14 protein-coding genes are annotated in these 21,700 nt (G+C 72.0%); 4 read left to right on the top strand and 10 right to left on the bottom strand.

Going from position 1 to position 21,700, the window contains the following annotated elements; all coding sequences use genetic code 11:
- Positions 1 to 213: 213 nt before the first annotated feature.
- A complete protein-coding gene (locus tag ASG87_RS21150; RefSeq protein WP_268761790.1) occupies positions 214 to 336 on the bottom strand; it encodes a hypothetical protein in 123 nt (40 codons plus the stop codon).
- A gap of 266 nt (positions 337 to 602) precedes the next feature.
- Positions 603 to 1,361 carry a SapC family protein gene (locus tag ASG87_RS00070; RefSeq protein ID WP_055998964.1) on the bottom strand — a complete coding sequence of 253 codons (759 nt, stop codon included), beginning with the start codon at positions 1,359 to 1,361 and terminating at the stop codon, positions 603 to 605.
- 250 nt (positions 1,362 to 1,611) lie between these two features.
- Here ASG87_RS00070 and ASG87_RS00065 point away from each other — a divergent pair, with 250 nt between their 5' ends.
- The gene (locus ASG87_RS00065) at positions 1,612 to 2,211 is read left to right on the top strand and encodes an HNH endonuclease (RefSeq protein WP_055998961.1); all 600 of its coding nucleotides are present in this window, start codon (positions 1,612 to 1,614) and stop codon (positions 2,209 to 2,211) included.
- Here the strand turns inward: ASG87_RS00065 and ASG87_RS00060 are convergent, their stop codons facing one another.
- Positions 2,212 to 2,661 (bottom strand): low affinity iron permease family protein, encoded by a 450-nt coding sequence (locus ASG87_RS00060; RefSeq protein WP_055998958.1) that lies wholly within the window; start codon positions 2,659 to 2,661, stop codon positions 2,212 to 2,214.
- Between the two features lie 141 nt (positions 2,662 to 2,802).
- Between ASG87_RS00060 and dxs the strand changes: the two genes are divergently transcribed.
- Positions 2,803 to 4,695, top strand: a complete 1,893-nt coding sequence (gene dxs, locus ASG87_RS00055) for a 1-deoxy-D-xylulose-5-phosphate synthase (RefSeq protein WP_055998955.1) — start codon at positions 2,803 to 2,805, stop codon at positions 4,693 to 4,695.
- Between the two features lie 313 nt (positions 4,696 to 5,008).
- Here the strand turns inward: dxs and ASG87_RS00050 are convergent, their stop codons facing one another.
- The 6 genes from ASG87_RS00050 to ASG87_RS00025 form a co-directional block, all read right to left on the bottom strand.
- Positions 5,009 to 5,599, bottom strand: coding sequence for a hypothetical protein (locus tag ASG87_RS00050; RefSeq protein ID WP_055998952.1), 591 nt, complete (start codon positions 5,597 to 5,599; stop codon positions 5,009 to 5,011).
- A 25-nt stretch (positions 5,600 to 5,624) separates the two neighbouring features.
- On the bottom strand, positions 5,625 to 6,338 hold the full coding sequence (locus ASG87_RS00045; RefSeq protein WP_157510793.1) for a hypothetical protein: 714 nt from the start codon (positions 6,336 to 6,338) through the stop codon (positions 5,625 to 5,627).
- Positions 6,339 to 6,800: 462 nt separating this feature from the next.
- Positions 6,801 to 7,628, bottom strand: a complete 828-nt coding sequence (gene prmC / locus ASG87_RS00040; RefSeq protein WP_055998945.1) for a peptide chain release factor N(5)-glutamine methyltransferase — start codon at positions 7,626 to 7,628, stop codon at positions 6,801 to 6,803.
- Positions 7,621 to 11,748: a hypothetical protein gene (locus ASG87_RS00035; RefSeq protein ID WP_055998942.1), complete on the bottom strand. Its 4,128-nt coding sequence runs from the start codon at positions 11,746 to 11,748 to the stop codon at positions 7,621 to 7,623. Before ASG87_RS00035 ends, prmC begins: the two co-directional genes overlap by 8 nt.
- 271 nt (positions 11,749 to 12,019) lie before the next feature.
- Positions 12,020 to 14,677: a M1 family metallopeptidase gene (locus tag ASG87_RS00030; RefSeq protein WP_055998940.1), complete on the bottom strand. Its 2,658-nt coding sequence runs from the start codon at positions 14,675 to 14,677 to the stop codon at positions 12,020 to 12,022.
- A 136-nt stretch (positions 14,678 to 14,813) separates the two neighbouring features.
- Positions 14,814 to 17,492: a M1 family metallopeptidase gene (locus tag ASG87_RS00025; RefSeq protein WP_055998937.1), complete on the bottom strand. Its 2,679-nt coding sequence runs from the start codon at positions 17,490 to 17,492 to the stop codon at positions 14,814 to 14,816.
- 181 nt (positions 17,493 to 17,673) lie between these two features.
- Here ASG87_RS00025 and ASG87_RS00020 point away from each other — a divergent pair, with 181 nt between their 5' ends.
- Positions 17,674 to 18,369 (top strand): response regulator transcription factor, encoded by a 696-nt coding sequence (locus ASG87_RS00020; RefSeq protein WP_055998970.1) that lies wholly within the window; start codon positions 17,674 to 17,676, stop codon positions 18,367 to 18,369.
- Positions 18,370 to 18,426: 57 nt separating this feature from the next.
- Here ASG87_RS00020 and ASG87_RS00015 read toward each other — a convergent pair whose 3' ends face one another.
- The gene (locus tag ASG87_RS00015; protein ID WP_082582660.1) at positions 18,427 to 19,821 is read right to left on the bottom strand and encodes an ATP-binding protein; all 1,395 of its coding nucleotides are present in this window, start codon (positions 19,819 to 19,821) and stop codon (positions 18,427 to 18,429) included.
- Between the two features lie 427 nt (positions 19,822 to 20,248).
- Between ASG87_RS00015 and ASG87_RS00010 the strand changes: the two genes are divergently transcribed.
- The coding region (locus ASG87_RS00010) for an ESPR-type extended signal peptide-containing protein (RefSeq protein ID WP_268761789.1) at positions 20,249 to 21,700 on the top strand (1,452 nt) is incomplete at its 3' end.

Genomic DNA, 21,700 nt, shown 5'->3' with positions numbered 1-21,700 from the left:
TCCAAATTTGGAATCTCGGCGGGCGACTGAGATGCCCATCCGGCACACAGCACCAAGGCGACCGTCGTCGCCAGCGAACGCTTCAACATCCTTGCTTCCCCTGTTCAGCTTGCTAGATGTAAATCTCCAACAGCCAATCATCCTAGGGGGGCACGAAGGTGGTGGCATAGGAATTTTTCTGAAAGAAAAACCCTACTCCGAGTGAGACTTGTCCTACGTGTTTTCTTCAATTGATGGGAATGGAACTTTTCCCTCAACAGAGCCCCGGAGTTCGACGGCCTGCGCCTGGGGTTGCGCCGCATCAACGGCGGACTTGGTGAGTTTGATCTTTGCCATGACGACTCCTCGGAAAGACCCGATTCCCAGGAGCCGCCGAGGGGCCAGCAGAGAGAAAGTCGGGTCAAATTTCGGAAAGCGCCGGCATAGATTGTACTTGCCTAAGCTATTGATACACTTGTTGTATCGGGCCACGGCGTAATCCAGCGAAGTTCGGCGCTGGAGTCAGCTTGAAACAAAAAAAGATGGCGCGGGCGCGCCATCTTCCGGGAACGGAGGCCGCCGCCGCGCCGCCCGGGGGCGGCGCGGCGGCCAGCCGGAACCGCTCAGTTCTTCGCCGCGGCGGCCTCGGCCTGCTCGCGCACGTCCAGGCGCTGGGCCATGCGGTCGATGTTGGCCAGCGACAGCAGGTGCGCGTAGATCCAGCCGAGCACGCCTTCCTTCAGGAACTCGTGGGTGGTCTTCTCGTCGAGCTGGCGCAGCTTTTCCTCGTTGACCACGAACAGGCCGTTGAGGTTGATCGACTTCTCGCCCTTCTGCAGGCGGATGTTGCGCGGCTCCAGCAGGTCGTGCTCGCGCAGCTTCTGCATGAACCACTGGGTGCGGCCCACGTGCTGCTGGAACTCGCCGAGGAAGCCCACGGCATTGGCCAGCACTTCGCTGTCGCTGCCGTCTTCCTTGAACAGGCGCTCGCCTTCCTCGCTGCCGAAGCCCTCGAAGGCCTCGTCCAGGAACACGGTGAAGTCGTCGCCTTCCTGGTCGGCCGGCTTCTCGGCCAGCACGAACGGATAGCGGCGCACGAAGGCCGGCACATACACGTTGGCCTCCCACTGGCCGTTCGCGTCGACCAGCAGGTTTTCGTTCTGGCGCATGCCCAGCAGGGCCATCGGGCCGGCGTCGGCGATGTCCTGGCCGGCGAACAGGATCGGCAGGTCGCGCGCGGCGACCGGGAACTCCACGCCGGTCAGCGGCACCGAGTGGGCGCCGGCGGCGAACTTCATGCTCGGCGCGCTCTTCAGGCGCAGGTCCTTGTGGGCGGTACGGTTGAGCGGCACCGGGCGCTCGTAGAAAAGAACTTCAGCCACGTCGTATTACCTCTGCCCCGCCGTGCCGGGGTCACCACCAGCGGCTCCCCCTCCCAAACCCGGCGTCGGGTCTACAGATGAACTTGGCACTATATCAGCGCCCGGGCGTCCCGGCGAATCCCCCGTTCCGGGCAGCATCTTCAATGCTGGCGGGGGTTTGCATGCAACTGCCATGAACTTTGGTCTATGCTGGTGCGATGAGGCACCGCTGCATCGCCGAACGTCTTTCGCCCTGGCTGAAGGAATCTGCATGCTGATGGAAGTACGAAGCCGGGCCGAGCTGCATACGACCCGCGTACTCTCGCTGGACGCCACCGGCCGCATCCTCGACTGGATAAGCTGGCAGGAGGCGGTTTGCCTCTACGTGCGCGAGGCGGTCGCCTGGACCCTGGGCGACCCCTGCCTCACCGTGCACGGCGGGCACAACCGCTCGCTCGGCGCCCAGAGCACGCTGGCCCTGCACCCGATCATCGCCAGCACCGGCCACTGCCGCGACCACGCGGTCGACCCGGCGCCCGCGCTGACCAACACCGCGCTGTTCGCGCGCGACCGCCACCTGTGCCTGTACTGCGGCAACCACTACAACCGCGGCGAACTGACCCGCGACCACGTGCAGCCGGTGTCCAAGGGCGGCCGCGACGAGTGGGAGAACGTGGTCAGCGCCTGCCTGGCCTGCAACCTGAAGAAGAGCAACCGCACCCCGCAGCAGGCGCACATGCCGCTGCTGGCGGTGCCGTACCGGCCCAGTTGGGTCGAGCACCTGATCCTGTCCAACCGCAACATCCTGGCCGACCAGATGGAGTTCCTGGTCAGCCATCTGCCGCGCGACCGGCGCGCGGCGCACGCCTGATCAGGCTGCGCTCTCCCGCACGGCGGCGGCGCCCCCGTGTTCGTCGTTGTGCAGGTCGCCGATGTCCTGCTCGATCAGTTCGATGCTCTCGCGCGCCGAATGCGCCAGCTTGCAATAGTGCCGCCGGATGCGGTCCAGATCGTCGTCGTCCAGTTCCTCCAGGTTGAGCAGCACGTTGTGCGCCTGGCTGGTGCGGATCAGCTCGTCCAGCTTGATCTGCAGCGCCGCGGTGTCGCGGTTCTGGCTGCTCTGGATCAGGAACACCATCAGGAAGGTGATGATGGTGGTGGAGGTGTTTATCACCAGTTGCCAGGTGTCGCCGAAGCCGAACAGCGGCCCGGTCACGGCCCACGCCACCACCAGGGCGACGGCGAGGATGAAGGCCGTCGGCCGGCCGGCATAGCGCGCGGTGGCTTCGGCGAAATGGCGAAACGGCTTTTTCAGGTTCATGGGCGCTCTCCCGGCGGCGGTCGGCGCATAGGCTCGCCCGACGCATGTGGGCGCCGCGTGCAAGCCGGCCGCCCCGCCCTGCCCGCGCCGGTTCAGCTACCCGCCCTTGCCCCGCCCTGTCGCTGGGCCAACAATACGCAGATGATCGACCTTGCCCGCTACCCCCACCTGGCGCCCATCGAAACGCCGGCCGACCTGCGCCGCGTGCCCGACGAGGAACTGCCCGCCGTCGCCGACGAACTGCGCCGGTACCTGATCGAGTCCGTCGCCAGCTCCGGCGGCCATTTCGGCGCCGGGCTCGGCGTGGTGGAGCTCACGGTGGCGCTGCACCACGAGTTCGACACGCCGGCCGACCGGCTGGTGTGGGACGTGGGCCACCAGTGCTACCCGCACAAGATCCTCACCGGCCGCCGCGAGCGGATCACCACGATCAAGAAGAAGGACGGCCTGGCGCCGTTCCCGCGCCGCGAGGAGAGCAAGTACGACACCTTCGGCGTCGGCCACTCCTCCACCTCGATCTCGGCCGCGCTGGGCATGGCGATCGCCGCGCAGCGCAAGGGCGACAAGCGCAAGGTGGTGGCGGTGATCGGCGACGGCGCGATGACCGCCGGCATGGCGTTCGAGGCGCTGAACCACGGCGGCGACGTCGAGCCGGACATGCTGGTGGTGTTCAACGACAACGGCATGTCGATCAGCGAGAACGTCGGCGCGCTGACCAAGATGATGGCCCGCGCCATGGCCAGCCAGACGCTCAACGTGTGGCGCGAGCGGGCCAAGCGGGCGATTCCCAAGCAGTCCCTCTTCGGGCGCTTCTTCAAGCGCTGGGAGGAGCACGCCAAGGGCATGTTCGTGCCGAGCACGCTGTTCGAGGAGCTGGGCTTCCACTACACCGGCCCGATCGACGGCCACAACATCCCGCAACTGCTGCAGGCGCTGCGCACGGTGAAGAACCTGCCCGGCCCGCAGCTCCTGCACGTGGTCACCACCAAGGGCAAGGGCTACGCCCCGGCCGAGCAGGCACAGATCGAATACCACGCGGTCGGCCCGTTCGACCCCGAGGCCGGCCTGGTGAAGAAACCGGCGCCGGCCAAGCCGACCTATACCGACGTCTTCAGCGACTGGCTGTGCGACCAGGCCGCCGTCGACGAGCGCCTGCTCGGCATCACCCCGGCGATGCGCGAGGGCTCCGGCCTGGTGCGCTTCTCGAAGGAGTACCCCGAGCGCTACTTTGACGTGGCGATCGCCGAGCAGCACGCGGTGACCCTGGCCGCCGGCATGGCCTGCGAAGGCGCCAAGCCGGTGGTGGCGATCTACTCCACCTTCCTGCAGCGCGCCTACGATCAGGCGATCCACGACGTGGCGCTGCAGAACCTGGACGTCACCTTCGCGATCGACCGCGCCGGCGTGGTCGGCCCGGACGGCGCGACCCACTCGGGCAGCTTCGACCTGACCTTCCTGCGCTGCCTGCCGAACATGGTGGTCATGGCGCCGGCCGACGCGAACGAGTGCCGCACGATGCTGTCGACCGGCTTCGCGCATCCCGGCCCCGCCGCGATCCGCTACCCGCGCGGCACCGCCCCCGGCAACGCGCTGCGGCCGGAGCTGGGCACCCTGCCGATCGGCAAGGCCGAGCTGCGCCGGCGCGGCCACGGCCTGGCCATCCTCAGCTTCGGCGCGATGCTGGCGCCGGCCGCCGCGATCGCCGCCGAGCTGAACGCCACCCTGGTCAACATGCGTTTCGTGAAGCCGCTGGACGAGGCGCTGCTGCTGGAACTGGCGAAGAGCCACGACGCCTTCGTCACGCTGGAGGACAACGCCATCGCCGGCGGCGCCGGCTCCGGCGTGGCCGAGTGCCTGGCGGCGCACGGCATCGCCAAGCCGATCCTGCACATCGGCCTTCCGGACGTCTACCTGGAACACGGCAGCCGCGAGGAAGTGCTGAGCATGGCCGGCCTCGACCTGCCCGGCATCCGCAACGCGATCCGCGCACGCTTCCCGAAGCTGGCGAACACGGCCGCCGCCGTCGGCGGCTGAGCGGCTTGCCGTACGGCGAAGGGCACCGCCGCCAGGCACGCCCTTGAAGCGTCACCCCGGCGAACCCTGAAAAGGCGGCAAGAGCTGGGACTTGGCGTCTTTGAGCTTCGGAGCATCAAGTCACTGGATTCCTGCTTGACCAGCCCTGCGGCTGTTGAAAAGCGCCTCGCAGGAATGACGGTGAAGGCGGTTGGACCGACGGGTAGGCCGGGAACGGGCTTTCAAGTAAGGCGTGGCGCTCCCGCCCCTCCGGACACCGCATCCGACAGCCATCCGATGGCAACGCGCGGTGCCCGGAGGCCGCGAACGAGCCTCAGTGCGACGCCTGCTTCATCATGCGATCGCGTTCCTGCTCGTCGAAGGTGGGCACGACGATGGGCTGGGCCTTCAGCTCCTCCTTCACCAGCGCGCCCACCAGGGGACGCACGCGGGCGAGGATGGCCGTGGCCAGCGCCGTTCCCTTCTGGGCGAGGGCGGGCTCGACCAGCCGGGCGACCTCGTCCACCTCCTTGAGGTGCTTGTCGCGCAGCGAGTCGGCATCGACGTCGCAGTGGCAGGCATGGCTGTTCAGCATGACGGCCTCCAGGCCGTCGCCGCCGGCGATCAGCTTGGCGTCCATGCCCCTGTCCTGCAGCGCCAGCGTGAGCGCCCCGAGCAGCGCCAGCGCCTCGGGCGAGGCCAGCGCCTGGCCGCGCAGCGGGCTCGACCCGGGAAGCTCGACGCGCACCGCCGCGGTGATGCCGCCCTGCTTGCGGTCGAGCACCAGCGCGCGGCGGCCCGACCACTGCGACGGATCGAGCTGGTGGAGCCTGCCGAGGCGGTTCTCGACGGTTTCGGTCACGGCGATTTCCGCTCCCTTCAGCAGTTCGCGCACGTCGTTGCCGGTGTTCTTCTGGTTGGTCATGTGGATTCTCCTTTTCCGAATGCGGTCAGCGCGGGAGCACCGCGAGCGCGACGTTGTCGTCCGCGTTGTCGTGGAAGGCGCCGCCGCTGCGCGCGCCGTGCCCGGGCAGGAAGTACAGCATCGAGAACCGGCGGTTGCCGGCGAACAGGGCGATGCCCGCGTCGATCTCGCTCTGCACCGTACCCATGCCGCCGGAGACGGCGGTCCGCAGCTTGGCGCTGATCTCGCCGGTGCAGAACGGGCCGCCGCCGTCGTAGTGGAACGACCACCCCTCGACGTTCGCGTGCAGGTGCCCGCCTTCGTCGATGAAGAAGAACAGGTAGTAGGTGATCGTGCCGTCCGCGTCGCTGCAGTACCACGGCGTCGAGATGTGGAAGTCGATGTTGAGGGTGGCGAGCAGTTCCCACGGCTGGTGCCGCCCAGGATTGCCGCCGCGCACGCCCGAAGGCACGTTGGCCCAGGTGACGTACGACGTGCGCACCGCGCCCCGGCGCGACGCGCCGCCGCTGAGCAGGCGGTCGATCACGCCCAGCGCGATGGGATTGTTCGCGGCGGCGCTCAGGTCCATCACCGACTCGTTGTCGGGGCGTTCCCAGGCCAGCGCCGAATGGACGTTGGGCAGGTTGCTGATCGAGGACCAGGCCCAGCCGCCGGCACCGTGGCCGATGTGGCTTTGCCAGAAGCTACCGGCCTGTTCGGCGCCGCCGCGCTCGAACACGTAGAGTGAAAGTACAGGCATCGCGATCTCCTTATTCCGGGAAACGCGGGCGCGCGCCGTCCGCTGCGGCATGGCGCACCGCCGCCCCGTTTCCTTCCCTAATGCCAATTTGACCGTTGCGGCGCGCGCGGATTGGCAAGAACCGCTGCGCGCGAAAGCCGCCGTGGCGACCGTGCACACGCTAGTCCGCCGCGTACGGCATGCCTATTGCGCGCACGCGCTAGCCCGAAGGCGCTAACCGTCCACCCGCCGCGAACCGCGCGGCCGGCGCGCACGCGATGCGGCGCCATGCATTGAGCCGGCTGGAAAATCCGCGGCGGAGGCGCGGCGGAGCGGCCGCCGCCGTCACGGCCGCGGCGCGATGCCCTCGCCGCCGATGCGGCGAACGCCTACGCCGTTGGCGCCAGCACCCTGCCGATCGGCAGACCGCGTTTGGACGTCCAAATGCGCGCCGCACCGCCGCGACGATCGGATGGCCGCGATTCACCCCGCCCGGCGGCCGCCGCTGACGCGGTCGCGGCCTTCGAGATCCTGCGCCGTGAAGACCTCGCCGTAGCCTGCCGCGGCAAGCAGCGCGCGAACGGCGGCGCCCTGGTTCCAGCCATGCTCCAGCAGCAGCCAGCCGCCCGGCAAAAGGTGATCGCGTGCGTCCGCGACGATATGGCGGATCGCGTCCAGCCCGTCCGCGCCGGAAGCGAGCGCGGCGGCCGGTTCGAAGCGCAGGTCGCCCTGCGCCAGGTGCGGGTCGGACAGTTCGATGTACGGCGGGTTGGAGGCGATCAGGTCGAAAGGCCGCCCGTGCAGCGGCGCGAGCCAGTCGCCGTGCGCGAACGAGACGTTGGCGATGCCCAGCCGCTGCGCGTTGCGCTGCGCGACGGCGAGCGCGGCCTCGCTGGCGTCGGTGGCGACGACCTGCGCGCGCGGCCGCTCGCGCGCGATCGCCAGCGCGACGGCACCGCTGCCGGTGCCCAGGTCGGCGACGCTCGCCGGCCGCTCCGCGGGCAGGCGCTCCAGCGCCAGTTCCACCAGCCGCTCGGTATCGGGCCGGGGAATCAGGGTGGCCGGGGTCACTTCCAGCTCCAGCGTCCAGAAGCCGCGCCGCCCGGTGAGATAGGCCACCGGCTCGCCGGCGTGGCGGCGGCGCACCAGGGCATCGAACGCTTCCGCGCGCGCCGCGTCCAGCTCGTCGTCGGCATGCGCGAACAGCCAGCTGCGCGGCCGGCCGAGCACGTGCAGCAGCAGCGCCTCGGCATCCACGCGCTCGCCCAGGCGCCGCGCGGCGGCGGCGAGGACCGTGCGTACGTCAGCCATGGAGCGGTGGTTCCTTGGGCAGCGGCGGCGGCACGGGCGCCGGCTTCGGCTCGCGCCGGCGCCAGTAGCCTTCGTGCATCCACGCAGCGAAGGCCCAGCGCAGCCAGCCGATCAGCGCATTCGCCAGCCATAGCGCCCAGGCCAGCATGGCGAGCTTGTAGACCCACAGCGACACGCTGAACACGCCGCCGCCCGGCAGCGCGCCGGCGCTCTGGTCGGCGAACCAGCGCAGGTTCCAGGCGCCGGAGCCGTTGCCGGCCACGTGCATGTCGGGCAGCCCGAGCAGCCCCTTCGGCACCGCGGCGACCAGCACCGCCAGCGCCAGCACGGTCAGCGCCGCCAGCCCCACCTGCATCAGGTCGAAGCCCAGCGGGCCGAGCCGCGCCGGCGGCACCTTGCGCGCGCGCAGGCCAAGCAGGATCAGCCACGCCACGACCAGCGCGTAGGCGCTCCAGGCGAACGCGGAGAAGCCCAGCCCGAGCAGCAGCCAGTGGCGGAAGCGCAGCGGCGTCGGCGCATGGCGGGCCAGCAGCCATGCGGCGAGCAGCAGCACGGCCAGTTGCGACCAGTACAGCACCGCGGGCCCGGCACCCGGCCCCCACGTCCACAGCACCCAGCGGTCCTGCGGCAGTTGCAGCGCGAGGTCGATGTTCGCCACCGGCGCGTGCAGGTCGAACGCCGGCGTGCGCGTGCGCGCGGCGACACCGTGCGGCTCGCGCAGGCGCACATCGTAGTCGTGCTCGCCGGGCAGCAGCGGCAGGCCGAGCTTGCCGTCGTGCACGGCGAGGCCGACCGGCTCGCCGTCGCGCCGCGCGTCCAGCAGTTCCGCCCCGGCCGGCAGCGCGATCGCGTGCTCGCCGCCGCTCGTGCTGCGCGCATGCAGGGCCAGCACGGTTTCGCTGGCCCGCTCGCCGACGGTGCTGGTCACCTGCACGCTGTCGAAGGCGAGGCTGTCGCCCGCCGCCGCGGCCGGCCGGGAGAACGCCAGTTGCAGGCGCTCGCCCGGCAGCGGCTGGTAGCGCAGGCCGTCGTCGCTGGCGCTGGCCGGCACGCCGCTGGCATCCACGTGCCACATCGGCGCGGCATGCACCTCCCACACCTCGGCCCGCTCGCCGAGCGCCGGCGCCGGCAGCGCCAGCCGGTCGGCGCGGTCGAGCCGGCTGGTCCAGCGCACCGTGTCCTGGCCCGCCCGGAAACCGATGCGGATGTGGCCGTCCTCGACCAGCGCGCCGTCGCCGAGCGGATGCTCGCCGGGCAGCAGCGGCAGCGTGGCGCTGAAGCCGCCTTCCCGTGGCGCGATGCGCTCGGCCACGTTCTCCACCGTCCAGTCCACGCCGAGCACCAGGCTGCGGGTCAGCCGCACGTACGGCGGGAAATTCTGCGCCGGCGGCAGGTCCTTGCCGTCGCCCGCGGTGCGGATGCGGTTGAGCGCGACGCTGTCGCCGAGCAGGCGGGCGCCGTCGACGCCGTCCAGCGACCAGCGACCGCCGTCGCCGCCCTGGCCGGCGAACACGATGCGCTGCGGGCGCAGCACGAAGCGCAGGGTCGCGCTGTCCGCCGCGCCGATGCGGTAGCGCAGGCCGACCCGGTGCACGCCGCGATCCAGCCGCAGCAGAAGCTGGTCGCCGCGGCGCGCCAGCGATCCGGCCGCATGGCCGTCCACGCTGACGTCGAGCAGTTGCAGCGCCTCGTCGGCCTGCGGCAGCGGCACCGCCACCGGCGCGCCGACGTGCGATTCGAGGTCCAGCACGAGCGTGTCGCCGTTCGCCTGCAGCCAGGCCTGCGCCACGGCGGCGCAGGCCGGCGCGCATGCCGGCGCCTCGGTGAGCCGGTTGCGCAGTTGGTCCAGCATCGGCTGGTTGGGCAGGCTCTGCGCGTGCACGCCGTGCGCCGCCGGCAGCAAGGCCAGCGCCAGCAGCGCGGCGGACGCCGGCCCGGCGCGCCGGCGCGGGCGCCACGGCCCCGCCAGCACGGGCACCAGCTTCGCCAGCACGGCGGCCAGCAGCGCGAGCATCGCCACGCGCAGCAGGCGCACCAGCCAGGCCGGCGCGATCAGCAGCCGCGTGCTCTGCCCTGCCGTGACCGGGCCGGACCAGCCCAGCCGGTAGTCGTTGCCGACGTCCCACTGCGGCGTGCCGCCGCCCGCCTGGATCACCCGGTTGTCGGCCTGCTGCTGCGCGGCCAGCGCGGAGGACGCCGGCGACATGCCGCCGAGCGCCACCGCGCCGTCGAATGCCGGTGCCGGCGCGCCTTCGGAAATGTCAGCCGGCGGCGCCGGGGGAGCCGGTGGCGGCGGCGGTGCTTCGGCGCGATCTTCGAGCGACTGCTTTGCCTGGCTTTGCATGGTCGCGGCGCGCACCGCTTCCTCCCGCGCCGCCGCCTCGGCCAGGTTGCCGGCCTGCATGCCCGCGGCGGCGCCGCCTTCCAGTTGCGGATGCAGCGCGTAGTTCATCTGCGTGGCCGCGAACGGCAGGGTCCACAGCACGGCCAGCGCGAGGGCCGCGGCGGCGCCGGACCGCGCGGCGAACCGCAGCCGGCCTTCCGGCAAGGCGCGCAGCAACAGGGCCAGCGCGAGCGCCACCGCCACGGTCCAGCGCGGCGCGCCCGGCTCGTGCTGGGCCAGCGCAAGGAAGCCTGCGGCCAGCAGGGCCCACGGCCAGCCGAGCAGGCGGCCGGCGAGCAGGGCGATCAACGCCACCACGAACAGGTCGAGCAGGCTCCACTGCGCCACCCACGAATCGGGCGAGCGGTCCGCGCCGATCGCACCGAGCAGGCGGTAGCCGTGCGGAAGATGCAGGGTGGCATCGATGCCTTCCAGCGGCAGTTGCCAGCCGGCGCTGGGCATTGCGCCGCCATGCACCGGCAGGCGCAGGCCCGCATCCAGGTCGAGCTGCCGCCCGCGCAGTTCCACGCCGTTGCGGCCGCCTTCGCCTCTGGTGACGAGCAGCGGGGTGCCGCCCTGCGTGGCGCGCTGCAATTGCCACGGCGCGGCCACGTCCAGCCGCTGGTGGTGGCGCAGTTCGCCGCTCAGGCGATCGACCGCGTTGAATCCGCCGCCGTCGAAATCCAGCCACAGCTCGCGCTGCAATTGCAGCCGGTCGCCCTGGCCGCCCTCGGCGCCACGGGTGCCCTGCTCGACCGCGAGGCCCGTCGCGTCGTCCAGCACGTAGGCCGGCAGCGCAACCCACGCCGGCGGCACGCCGGCCTGCGCCGCATCGGTGGCCTGGCCGCCCACGCGCGTGCTGCGCAGGCCGGGGTCGTCGGCGTAGCTCCAGGTTTCCTGGCGCGGCCAGGGCGCCGGCGGCAGCTTCAGCCCGACCTTGGCGAGCGGTGCGGTGCCGCGCGCGACGAGCGTGACCGTCCACTGGCCCGGCCGCAGTTGCAGGCGCAGCCGGCCGTCGTCCTCCAGCCGCGCCGGCAGGTCGCCGGACAGCGCGGTGGCGACGAAGCCGGCCGGCAGCACCGGACCGAGCACCTGCTCGCGCGCGCTGCCGGCGACGTCGAGTTGCAGGCGGGTTTCCAGCATGGCCGGCAGGCCGTCCTGGAGGCGCCGGTACACGCGCATCGACAGTGCGTCGGCGGCGCGCTGCCCGGCGGCGGCCTCGCCCAGGGTCAACTGGTCGCCATGGCGCTCGATCCGCCCGACCGCCGCGCCGTCCAGGCTCAGGCCGACCAGGCCGATCGCGGCCGGGACGCGCAGGCGCGCGGGGCGCGCCGACCAGGGCAACGTGCCCTGCAACGCATAGTCGCCCGGCGCCAGCCACAGCATCGGCTGGCCGGCGCGCTGCAGCACGGCGAGCGGCTGGCCCTTGGCGCTGACCTGCTGCGGCCAGTTACGGTCGTCGCCGGGCAAGGCGACCCAGCTCGGCGCGTCCACGTGGACATCCAGGCTGAAGCGAGCGCCGTCCTTGCCCGCGTCGATCAGCAGCCGGCCGGGCCACGCGCACTGGTGGCCGCCGGCGCCCGGCGCCTGCGTGGCGAGGAACGGGCAGGCGTGCTGCGGCGCGTCGTGCAGCACCCAGCCCTGCCAGTCGCGCAACGGCGGCGGCACGTCCTGCGCCGGCAGCGGCGCGGCCAGCAGCAGCCACAGACCCAGCAACCAACCCGTTCGACCCAGCATGCGTCTCTCCCTGTGTGCCCGCACGGCCGGCACAGTGTAGGTGCTACATGGCGGGCGAACAGCGCCGCCGCTTTCCGCGGGCGGCTCCATGTCGCCTGCGCACGACATGGCGACCCCGCTCCGGATGCAACGCGGCGGCGCGGCCGACGGGGTTACGGCCGCATGGTTTCCATGCCGTCCGGTCGTACCGCACGCGAACGGTGCCGGCCGCTTTGGTGTCGCCGGCCGGCTTGCATGCCCTCAGGCGAATGGCCGCCTCTCGTGCCGGCGGCTAGGGTGCGTCCGCGTGCTGCCGTTGCGCGCGCGCCGCGCACAGCTCGACGGTCTCCTCCGCCCGCGCCAGGCCGCCGCTCGCACCGCCAAGCCGCGGCCGGAAGAACGCATCCAACCGCTGCGCCTCCTCGGCGCTGCAGCCGCCGGCCGCGGCGAGCATCGCCAGGCGGCCGCCCTGGAAGGCGCCCATGCGCGCGCCGATCTGTGCGTAGTGGCCGGTGAACCACTGCCAGCGCCGGTCGCGCTGCGCGCGCGTGCCCTTCGCGCCGGCGCCGAGCAGGTAGCCCATCTCGCCCACCTTCACCGATTCGCCCAGGGCGAAGTCGCGCACCCGCTCGGCCTGCTGCGGATCGTCGGTGCCGGCCAGCGCGGCGAGGATCGCGTTGCGGTGCTCGGGGTTCACGGTGCGCGGCAGCACCGCCATCAGGCGGTCGACGGCCGGCTTGCCCTGTTCCTGCACCGCGACCACCAGCGACGTCGCCAGCAATTCCGGGGCCGTCGCCTCGGCGTGCAGCAGGCCGTCGCCCGCCAGCACGGCGGAACCCTGCCGCGCCAGCTCGGCGCGTACCGCCGGCAGGCGCAACTGCAGCCCCAGCGCGCCGGCCAGGCTGGCCCGCAGCAGGGCGTCGTCGGCGCTTTCGCCGGCACGGTGGACGTAGCCCAGCGCGGCCAGCCTGGGCTGGTAGACGCCGCTCGCCCAGGCGTCGATGCGCGCGCGCTGCGCCGGCACGACGGCGGCCTCGCGCAGCCGGGCCAACTGCGCCAGCGGCAGCTGCGCGATCTCGCGGACGTGCGAACGCGCCAGCGGCGCCAGCGCGGCGAGCGTGTCGTCGATCGAGTAGACACCGCGCTCGAAGGCGAGCGCGACGATGTCGGCATAGCCGACCTGCTCCGGCTCACTCAGCTCCGCCACGGCCTTGCCCAGCGCGAGCAGGGGCGCGCGGTCCATCACCACGCGGTAGTAGCCGGCCGCATCGGCGTTGGGCAGCACCCAGCTCGCCGCCGTGGCGCCCGGCAGCGGCATCGTGCCCTGCGCCTGGTCCAGCAGGCTGCACGCCGTGCGGCTGCCGGCCGGGGTGCCGTAGCGCACGCACAGCGGAATGCCCCACACGGCATCGGCGCCGGCGCGGCTGCCCGGCGGCAGGTAGCGACGCTGGGCCAGGTGCAGCACGGCCGGGCTCGCCGAGGCGTCCAGCCGCGCTTCGAGCAGCGGCACGCCGGGCTGGTCGAGGAAGCTGAGGAAGGCGCGCTTGAAGGCGTCGTCCTGGCCGGCCGCGTCCGCGATGCCGTCGATCAGGTCGGCCGCCGCGGCGGTGCCGAAGCGGTGCCGGCGGATGTACGTGCGCATGCCCTCGCGGAACACGTCCGCGCCGACGTAGCGCTCGAACATGCCGATCACCATCGCGCCCTTGTTGTGCACGCCGTCGATGTTCGGGCCGGGATCGCCGACCGCATGGACCGGCTTGCGGATGGCGCCGGCGCTGGCCAGGCTGTCGCTGGCCATCGGCCGCTCGCCGCTGAGCACGTGCTCCAGGTCGGCGCGGTAGCCCGGGCGCAGCCGCGCCTCGATCTTCTGCTGCATCCACACCGCGAAGGATTCGTTGAGCCAGATGTCGTCCCACCAGCGCAGGGTGACCAGGTTGCCGGTCCACTGGTGCGCCAGCTCGTGCGCGATGGTGTTGAACACGGTGCGCACGCTGCTCGCCGAGGAGCCGTCGTCGAGCAGCAGCATCCAGTCGCGGAAGGTGACCAGCCCGGGGTTCTCCATCGCGCCCTCGGCGAAGTCCGGCGTGGCGAGGAAATCCAGCTTGCCGAACGGATAGCCGAAGCCGTAGTAGTCCTCCAGCGCCTGCATGATCGGCGGCGTCTCCTGCAACGCCTGCCGCGCGCGCTGCGCCTGGCCCTGCACGGTGAAGGCGCGCAGCGGCACCGGCTCGGCGCGCTGCGCGTCGGCGGCGATGTCGGGCCCTTGAAGGCTGTCCCACGGCCCCACGCCGATCGCCACGAGGTAGGTCGGCAGCGGCTGGCTGCGGGCGAAGCTCAGCGTCTTCCAGCCCGGGCCGGCCGCCGCCTCGCCCACCTGCCGGGTATTGGCGATGGCGACCATGGCGTCCGGCACGGTGAGGCGGATCTCGAACGGGGTCTTGAAGCGCGGCTCGTCGAAGCCCGGGAAGGCGAAGCGCGCGTTCGACGACTCCATCTGCGTCATCGCGTAGGCGCGGCCGTCGAACACCACCTTGTACAGCCCCTGCAGGCTGGCATTGAACGGCGCGCGGTAGTCGATCGCCAGGGTCACCGCCTGCGCCGGCAGCGTCGTGCCGAAATCGATCCGCGCCACGCCGTCCTTCGGCACGACCTCGGCGTAGCGCGCCGCATGCGCCTTGCCGGCCGCGTCGGTGACGGTGACCTTGTCCACCGCCAGCGACCGGCCGTGCAGCCACAGGTGGTCGGTGGCCTGGGCCAGCTTCACCTGGATGGTGGCGCGGCCGCCGAAGTCGCGTGCGCGCGGGTCGATCTTCAGGTCCAGCCGATAGGACGAGGGCTCCGCCCAGCCCGGCAGCATGCCCAGCGGCACGTCCTCCCTCGTCGTTGCGAGGACGGCCTGGCAGGCCAGCGCCAGGGTGAAGAGAACCAGCCATCGGAACGAGCGGCGCATCGGCAATCCTGTCGCATGTGGGGCACCCGTGGCCTTCGCCCCGCCGGGTACCGGAGAAAAAAGCGCCGGACGGTGTTCACCGCCCGGCGCCCGTATCGCGTCGCGGCCGATCCACCGGCCGCGTGTTCCACCCAGCTCAGCGCAGGATCGCCGCCGGGTCCTGCTTGGCCTTGAGGGCCGAGCACAGCAGGGTCGACTCGCTGGTCTGCGCCAGGCCGCGGGCGGCGCCGGTGACGTCCTTCACGCGCGTCTTGAAGAACGCCTGCAGGCGGTCCACCTCGGCCTGCGAGCAGCCGCCGCCGCCCATCAGGGCCGGCAGGCGGCCGCCGGAGAAGCTGCCGGTACGCGCCACGATCTTGTCGTAGTTGGCCACCGACCACTTCCACACCGCGTCGCGCTGGGCCTGAGTATCGCGGCCGCCACGCAGCAACGCGGCCATCTCGCCGACCTTCACCTGCTTGTCCAGCGAGAAGTCGCGCACCTGCTCGGCCAGGGCCGGGTCCTCCACCGCGCTCAGGCCCGCCAGCATCGCGTTGCGCTGGGCCGGGTCGCTGGTCTTGGGCAGCTCGGCGATCAGCGCATCGACCGCGCTCTTGCCATGCTCCTGCACCGCCACGCCCAGCGCGGCGCCGAGCAGGTCCGGGTTGCCGGAGGCCAGGTCGAGGTGGCCGTCCTTCGTCTTCAGCGCGGCGTCGCCCTGCTTGAGCAGGGCCGCGCGCACCTCGGGCAGCTTCATGTCGAGCGCGAGGAAGCCGGCCAGCGTGCTGCGCATCAGCGAATCGCCGTCGGCCTCGCCCGGCTTGCGCTGGTAGCCCAGGCTTTCCATCGTCGGCAGGTAGGCCGACTTCGCCCATTCGACCAGCTTGGCGCGCTGCGCGTCGGTGGCGGCCAGGCGCCGGTAGATCCACTCGAAGCTGCCCATCGGCGCCAGCGCCACTTCGCGCGTCTTGGACGACGTCAGCGGCTTCAGCGCGGCGAGCACGTCGCCGGCGTCGAGGTCGCCGTGCCTGAAGCTGGAATCGACCGCGTCGGCGTAGGTGAGCTGCTCGGCGTCGTCCAGCTTGCCGATCTGCTTGCCGAGGCTGGCCAGGTCGCCCTTGGTCATGCCGAAACGGTAGTAGCCGGTGCCGTTGGCGTTGGGCATCACCCAGGTCGGGTTGCTCGCGCCGGCCAGCACCATCGTGCCCTGCGCCTTGTTCAGCATCTCGCAGCTCACCTTGCTGCCATCGGCGGTGCCGTAGCGCACGCACATCGGCACGCCCCACACATGCTTGGCGTCGCCCTTGCTGCCGACCGGCAGGTAGCGGCTCTGGCTGAGGTGCAGCACGGTCTTGCCGCCGTCCTGGCTCAGCCGGGTCTGCACGTAGGGCACGCCCGGCTGGTTGAGGAAGCTCATGAAGGCCTGCTTGAAGTCGTCGCCCTTGTCGGCCGCCTTGGCGATCGCGTCGACCAGGTCGGTGGCGGTGGCGTTGCCGAACTTGTGCTCCTGGATGTAGGCGCGCATGCCCTTCCTGAAGGTGTCCTCGCCGACGTAGCCCTCGAACATGCCGAGCACGCTGGCGCCCTTCGAGTAGGTGATGCCGTCGAACGCGGTCTCGATGTCGCCGTTGCCGGTGATCGGCTGGCGGATCTTGCGCGTGGTGACCAGGCTGTCGCCGTTCATCGCGAACTGCGCGCCGCGCACGTTGTCGAGGTCGGCGCGGTATTCCGGATGCACCTTCTGCGTCACCTTGCCCTGCATCCAGGTGGCGAACGCCTCGTTGAGCCACAGGTCGTCCCACCACGCCATGGTCACGGTGTCGCCGGTCCACTGGTGGGCCAGCTCGTGCGCGGTGACGTTGAACGAGCCGCGCACGTAGCGCGCGGCGGAATCCTTGTCGAGCAGCAGCAGCCAGTCGCGGAAGGTGACCAGGCCCGGGTTCTCCATCGCGCCGGCGGAGAAGTCCGGCGCGGCGAGCAGGTCGAGCTTGTCCCACGGGTAGCCGAAGCCGTAGTAGTCCTCCAGCGCGTGGATGATGCTCGGCGTCTCGCCCAGCACGTGCTGCATGCGGTGGCCCTCGCCCTTGGCGGCGACGCCGCGCAGTTCGAGCGGCTCGGCGCGGTACGGCGTGGGCGAGATGTCCGGGCCCTTCACGATGTCCCACGGGCCCACGCCGAACGCGACCAGGTAGGTCGGCAGCGGCTTGGTCCGCGAGAAGGTCAGCGTCTTCCAGCCGTCGCCGGCCTTCTCCTCCTTGACCTGCTTGGTGTTGGCCACGCCCTGCTCGTCGCTGGGGATGGTCAGGCTGATGTCGAACGGCGTCTTGTAGTCGGGCTGGTCGAAGCCGGGGAAGGCGTAGCGCGCGCTGATCGGCTCCATCTGCGTCATCGCGTACGGCTGGCCCTCGTGGCTGACCTTGTACAGGCCCTGCAACTGCTGGTTGAGCGGCGCGCTGTAGTCGAAGGTCAGGGTCAGCTCCTGCGGCTTCAGCGTGCTGCCGAAGTCCACCCGCACCACGCCTTCCTTCGGCGCCGCCTCGACGTACTTGCCGGCGTGCGTCTTGCCGGCCGCGTCGGTCACGGTGACCTTGGCCACCTTCAGGTCGTGGCCGTGCAGCCACACGTGGTCGGAGGCCTGCTCCAGCGTGAGCCTGATCGTGGTGGTGCCGGAGAAGTCCTGCTGCCGCGGGTCCACCTTGAACGCCAGCGTGTAGGACTGCGGCACCGCCCAGCGCGGCAGCTTGCCGTGCGGCACCTGGTCGGCGGTGGCGGCGAACGCGGCGCCGCAGCAGGCTGCGAGCGCGGTAAGGACGAGCGGACGGACTAGACGTCGCATGATGGACTCCCTGGGACAGATGCGAATCCCTCAACCTAGGCCGGGCATGACTTGCGACACAGTGCCAAAAGGCATGGCCGGCCCGGCGGAAAGAGGCCGCGGCCCGTTGCGCTATAGTCCCCGCTTGACCGTTTCGAGCCGAATCCCGCCGATGCCCGACCGCCTCACGACCGCCTCCCCCATGCACATCGCTGTACTGGAGGACGATGCGGAACTGCGCGAGGCGATCCTGCTGCCGGGCCTGCGCGACTTCGGCTTCGCCGCCACCGGCGCCGGCACGGCCGCCGAGCTGTACCGGCTGATGCTCAGGCAGCGCTTCGCGATGGTGGTGCTGGACATCGGCCTACCCGACGAGGACGGGCTCACCGTGGCGCGCCACCTGCGCGAGCTGTCCGGCGAGCTGGGCATCGTCATGCTCACCGGCAACCGCGGCCGCCAGGACCACCTGCGCGCGCTCACCGCGGGCGCCGACGCCTACCTTTCCAAGCCGGTCGACGTGGAAGTGCTGGCGGCCACGCTGCACAACCTGGCACGCCGGCTGTCGGCGCCGGACGCCGCGCCGCCGCAGGAGGCCGGTGCGGGGCAGTGGCACCTGGGCACCGACGGCTGGTGCCTGGTGGCTCCCAACGGCACCATCCTGGCGCTGACCGCGCCCGAGCGCCGCCTGCTGCACACCCTGGCCGCCGCGGCCGGCCAGCCGGTGTCGCGCGAGACGCTGATCGCCGCCCTGTGCAAGGACGTCTACGACTTCGACCCGCACCGGCTGGAGATGCTGGTGCACCGGCTGCGCCGCAAGGCCGTCGACGCCGAGGCCGGGCCGCTGCCGCTGCTCACCTCGCGCGGCAACGGCTACCTGTTCGTCGCCCACGCGCCGTAGCGCGCCCGGGCAACCGCCGCTTCAGCCCGAGCGCGGCCCGTCGCCGGGCCGCGCGTCTCACGCGTGTCCGCCGGCCAGGTCCATGGCGCTTTCCGCCGCCGCGTCTTCGGCCAGCGGCAGGCGGATCAGGAACGCCGTGCCCTGCCCCGGCGCGCTTTCCACCGTGATCTGGCCGCCGGCGGCGTGCACCAGGTCGTACACCACCGCCAGCCCCAGCCCGGTCCCGGTGCCCGCCGGCTTGGTGGTGTAGAACGGCTCGAACACGCGCTCGCGCACCTCGGCCGGCATGCCGCTGCCGTCGTCGGCCAGCACCAGCTCCATGGCCGGCGCACCGGCCGCGCGCCGCGCGCGGACCGCGAAGCGCCCGCCTGCCGGCATCGCATCGCGCGCATTCGCGGCGATGTTCAGCAGCATCAGCTCGAACTGGCCGCGGTCCGCGCGTACCGGCAACCCCGCCGCGTCCGCCTGCAGCTCCAGCCGGACCTCGGCGGGGAAAAGCTGGCGCAGCATCGGCTCGATGTCGCGCAGCAGCGCGGCGACGTCGAACACCTCCGGCCGCAGGCTGTCCTGCCGGCTGAAGTTGAGCAGCTTGCGGCTGATCGCCAGCGCCCGCCGCGCCGCCGTCTCCACGCCTTCCAGCGCGCCGACCAGCGCGCCCGCGCCGCGGTCGGCCAGCCGCTCGCGCCGCATCGCGTAGCCGAGCACCACGTTGAGCACGTTGTCGAAATCGTGCGCCACGCCGCTGGCGATGCGGCCCACCGCTTCCATCTTCTGCGCGTGCACGAGCTGCTGCTGGGCGCGCTCGCGCTCGGCCATCTCGCGCTCCAGCCGGTTGGTCTTGGCGATCGACTCGGCCAGCGCCTCGCGCAGCGCGGCGACGGTGCGGTCGACGATGATCGCGATCAGCAGGTAGGCGCCGGTGGTGGAAATGATGATGCCCGTGGCGACCAGCGCGGGCTGCTTTTCCGGCACGAAGCCGAGCAGGTTGCTGGCCAAGCAGATCGCATAGCCGAGCACCTGCAGGGCGGCGATGCTCCACAGCGCCCGGCGGCCCAGCACCAGCCCGCCCAGCGCCAGCACCATCAGCGGGAACACCTCCACCGCCACGTTCTTCACGTCGATCACGGCGTAGATCGCCACCATCGCCGCCAGCACCGTGCCCAGGAACAGCGAGACCGCGCGGCGGAAGTGGCCGCGCCGGATCATCCACACCGCGACGCCGGCGGCCACGCACATCAGCAGGTCGGTGGCGACGTCGAAGGCCAGCATGCTGCGGCCGTGCCAGCGCCCGCTCAACACCGCCCACAGGTAGAGCGACTTGTTGAGCGGCACGAAGACGCAGAAGAACAGCAGCAGCACCTGCACGAAGGGCGCGTTGCGGCGGTCCACCGGGTCGGTGACGGGAGTGTCGCCGAGCCAGCGCCGGGCCGATTCCAGGAAGGCGCCGATCACCGCGCGGGGCTCCGGCGACCGCGGCCCGCCTGCGCGCCGCGCGTGGCGCCGGGTAGCGGCCCCGGCGGATCGGCCACGGGAACGCGCTCCAACCCGCCGGAGACCGTGCGCCAAGACTGTCTGTTCACCCTGCACCCCGAACTGCGTACTTCCGCCTGCTTTGTCTCATCTGGAGGCGCCGCAATCAAGGGTGAGGTTCGGTGAGGGCCGCGAGCAAGCACGAAACAGCGCAAGGAAGCGTGCGTGACTTGCCGGCGCGTTCTGGCGAATGCTCGACGGACAGCGACGTCGCGGCGACAGCCGTATAGACGTCCAATCACGACGGGCACCGCGCATGGGGACGCGTATGCACGTCGTCGCGTTGCCGCTCGCACGGGACCGGCGCAATGCCGTGGCCGCGCGTTCACTCATCGACGGGGAGCATTACGTGAACAAGATCCACAGCAAGATCTGGAGCAAGTCGCTCCAGGCACTGGTCGTCGCCTCCGAATTCGCCAGGGCGGACGGCAAGGGCCGCGCCGGACGCCGCCTGCGCGCCGCCATGCTGGCCGGCGCGATGGCCGCCGCGCCCGCCGTCGCGCTGGCCGCCGGCACGGACGACGCCTCGCAGCGGGCCGCCGCTGCGCAGGCGCAAGTGCAGGCGCTGCCGGCGCCGGCCGCCGTGGACGCTTCGCGCTACTTCCAGGCCAGCGGCGCCGGCGACGGCAGCGACGACGCCCAGGCCACCGGCGCCAACGCCGTCGCCGGCGGCGCGGCCAGCACCGCCAGCGGCGACGACAGCATCGCCGAAGGCGCGCGCAGCGCGGCCGACGGCCTCGGCAGCGCGGCCTTCGGCGCCGACAGCCACGCCTGGACCGACTGGGCCACCGCGATCGGCGCCGGCAGCCAGGCCTCGGGCCTGTCCGCGCTGTCGGTGGGCGCGCATGCGATCGCCTACGGCGACTCGACCACGGCGGTCGGCGCCGACAGCCTCGCCGCCGGCCTGGGCAACGTCGCCATCGGCAGCGTCGCGAACGCGGTCAGCGACGGCGGCGCGTCCACCGCGGTCGGCTCGCTGAGCGAAGCCAACGCCGACGGCAGCACCGCGGTGGGCGCCGAAGCCTCGGCGGGCGGCCCGGGCAGCACCTCGCTGGGCCGTTCGGCCACCGCGGCGGGCGAAGCCGGCGTGGCGCTCGGCGCGCGCACCGGCGCCGCCGCCTTCTCCACCGCCGTGGGCGGCTATGCGATGGCCGTGGGCGCCAGCAGCACCAGCATCGGCGCCTTCAGCGCCGCCGTCGGCGACCACAGCGTGGCGCTGGGCGAATACGCCGCGGCGGTGGGCAACAACGCCGTGGCGATCGGCGGGCAGACCTGGACCGACCTCGACGGCAACGGCCAGCCCGATCCGGGCGAAACCACCGTCGCCAGCGGCGAGGGCGCGGTCGCGCTCGGCTCGCTGGCCAGCGCCAGCGCCGACCACAGCCTGGCGGTCGGCGCGCAGAGCAATGCCGAGGGCGACGCCAGCACCGCCGTGGGCGACGGCAGCATCGCCAGCGGCACCCAGTCGGCCGCCTTCGGCAACCAGGCGGAAGCCGACGGCGACTACGCCACCGCGGCCGGCGGCGGCAGCTTCGCGCTGGGCGCCGGCGCCACCGCGGTCGGCAACGGTGCGGTGGCGCTGGGCGAATTCGCCACCGCCACCGGCTACGGCAGCGTGGCCCAGGGCGACCACAGCGCCGCGTTCGGCGACAACGCGCAGGCCATCGCCGACGGCAGCATCGCCATCGGCATGAACAGCACCTCGCAAGCCGGTTCGGGCATCGCGCTGGGCGCGGCCAGCCAGACGCAGGGCTGGGGTGCTGTCGCCATCGGCGCCACCTCCAGCGCCAGCGGCCTGGGC

This window comes from Frateuria sp. Soil773 (assembly GCF_001428405.1).
GTDB lineage: Bacteria > Pseudomonadota > Gammaproteobacteria > Xanthomonadales > Rhodanobacteraceae > LMSL01.
Note: the sequence above shows the minus strand (reverse complement) of the source record. Positions and strands in the feature narration are given on the sequence as shown.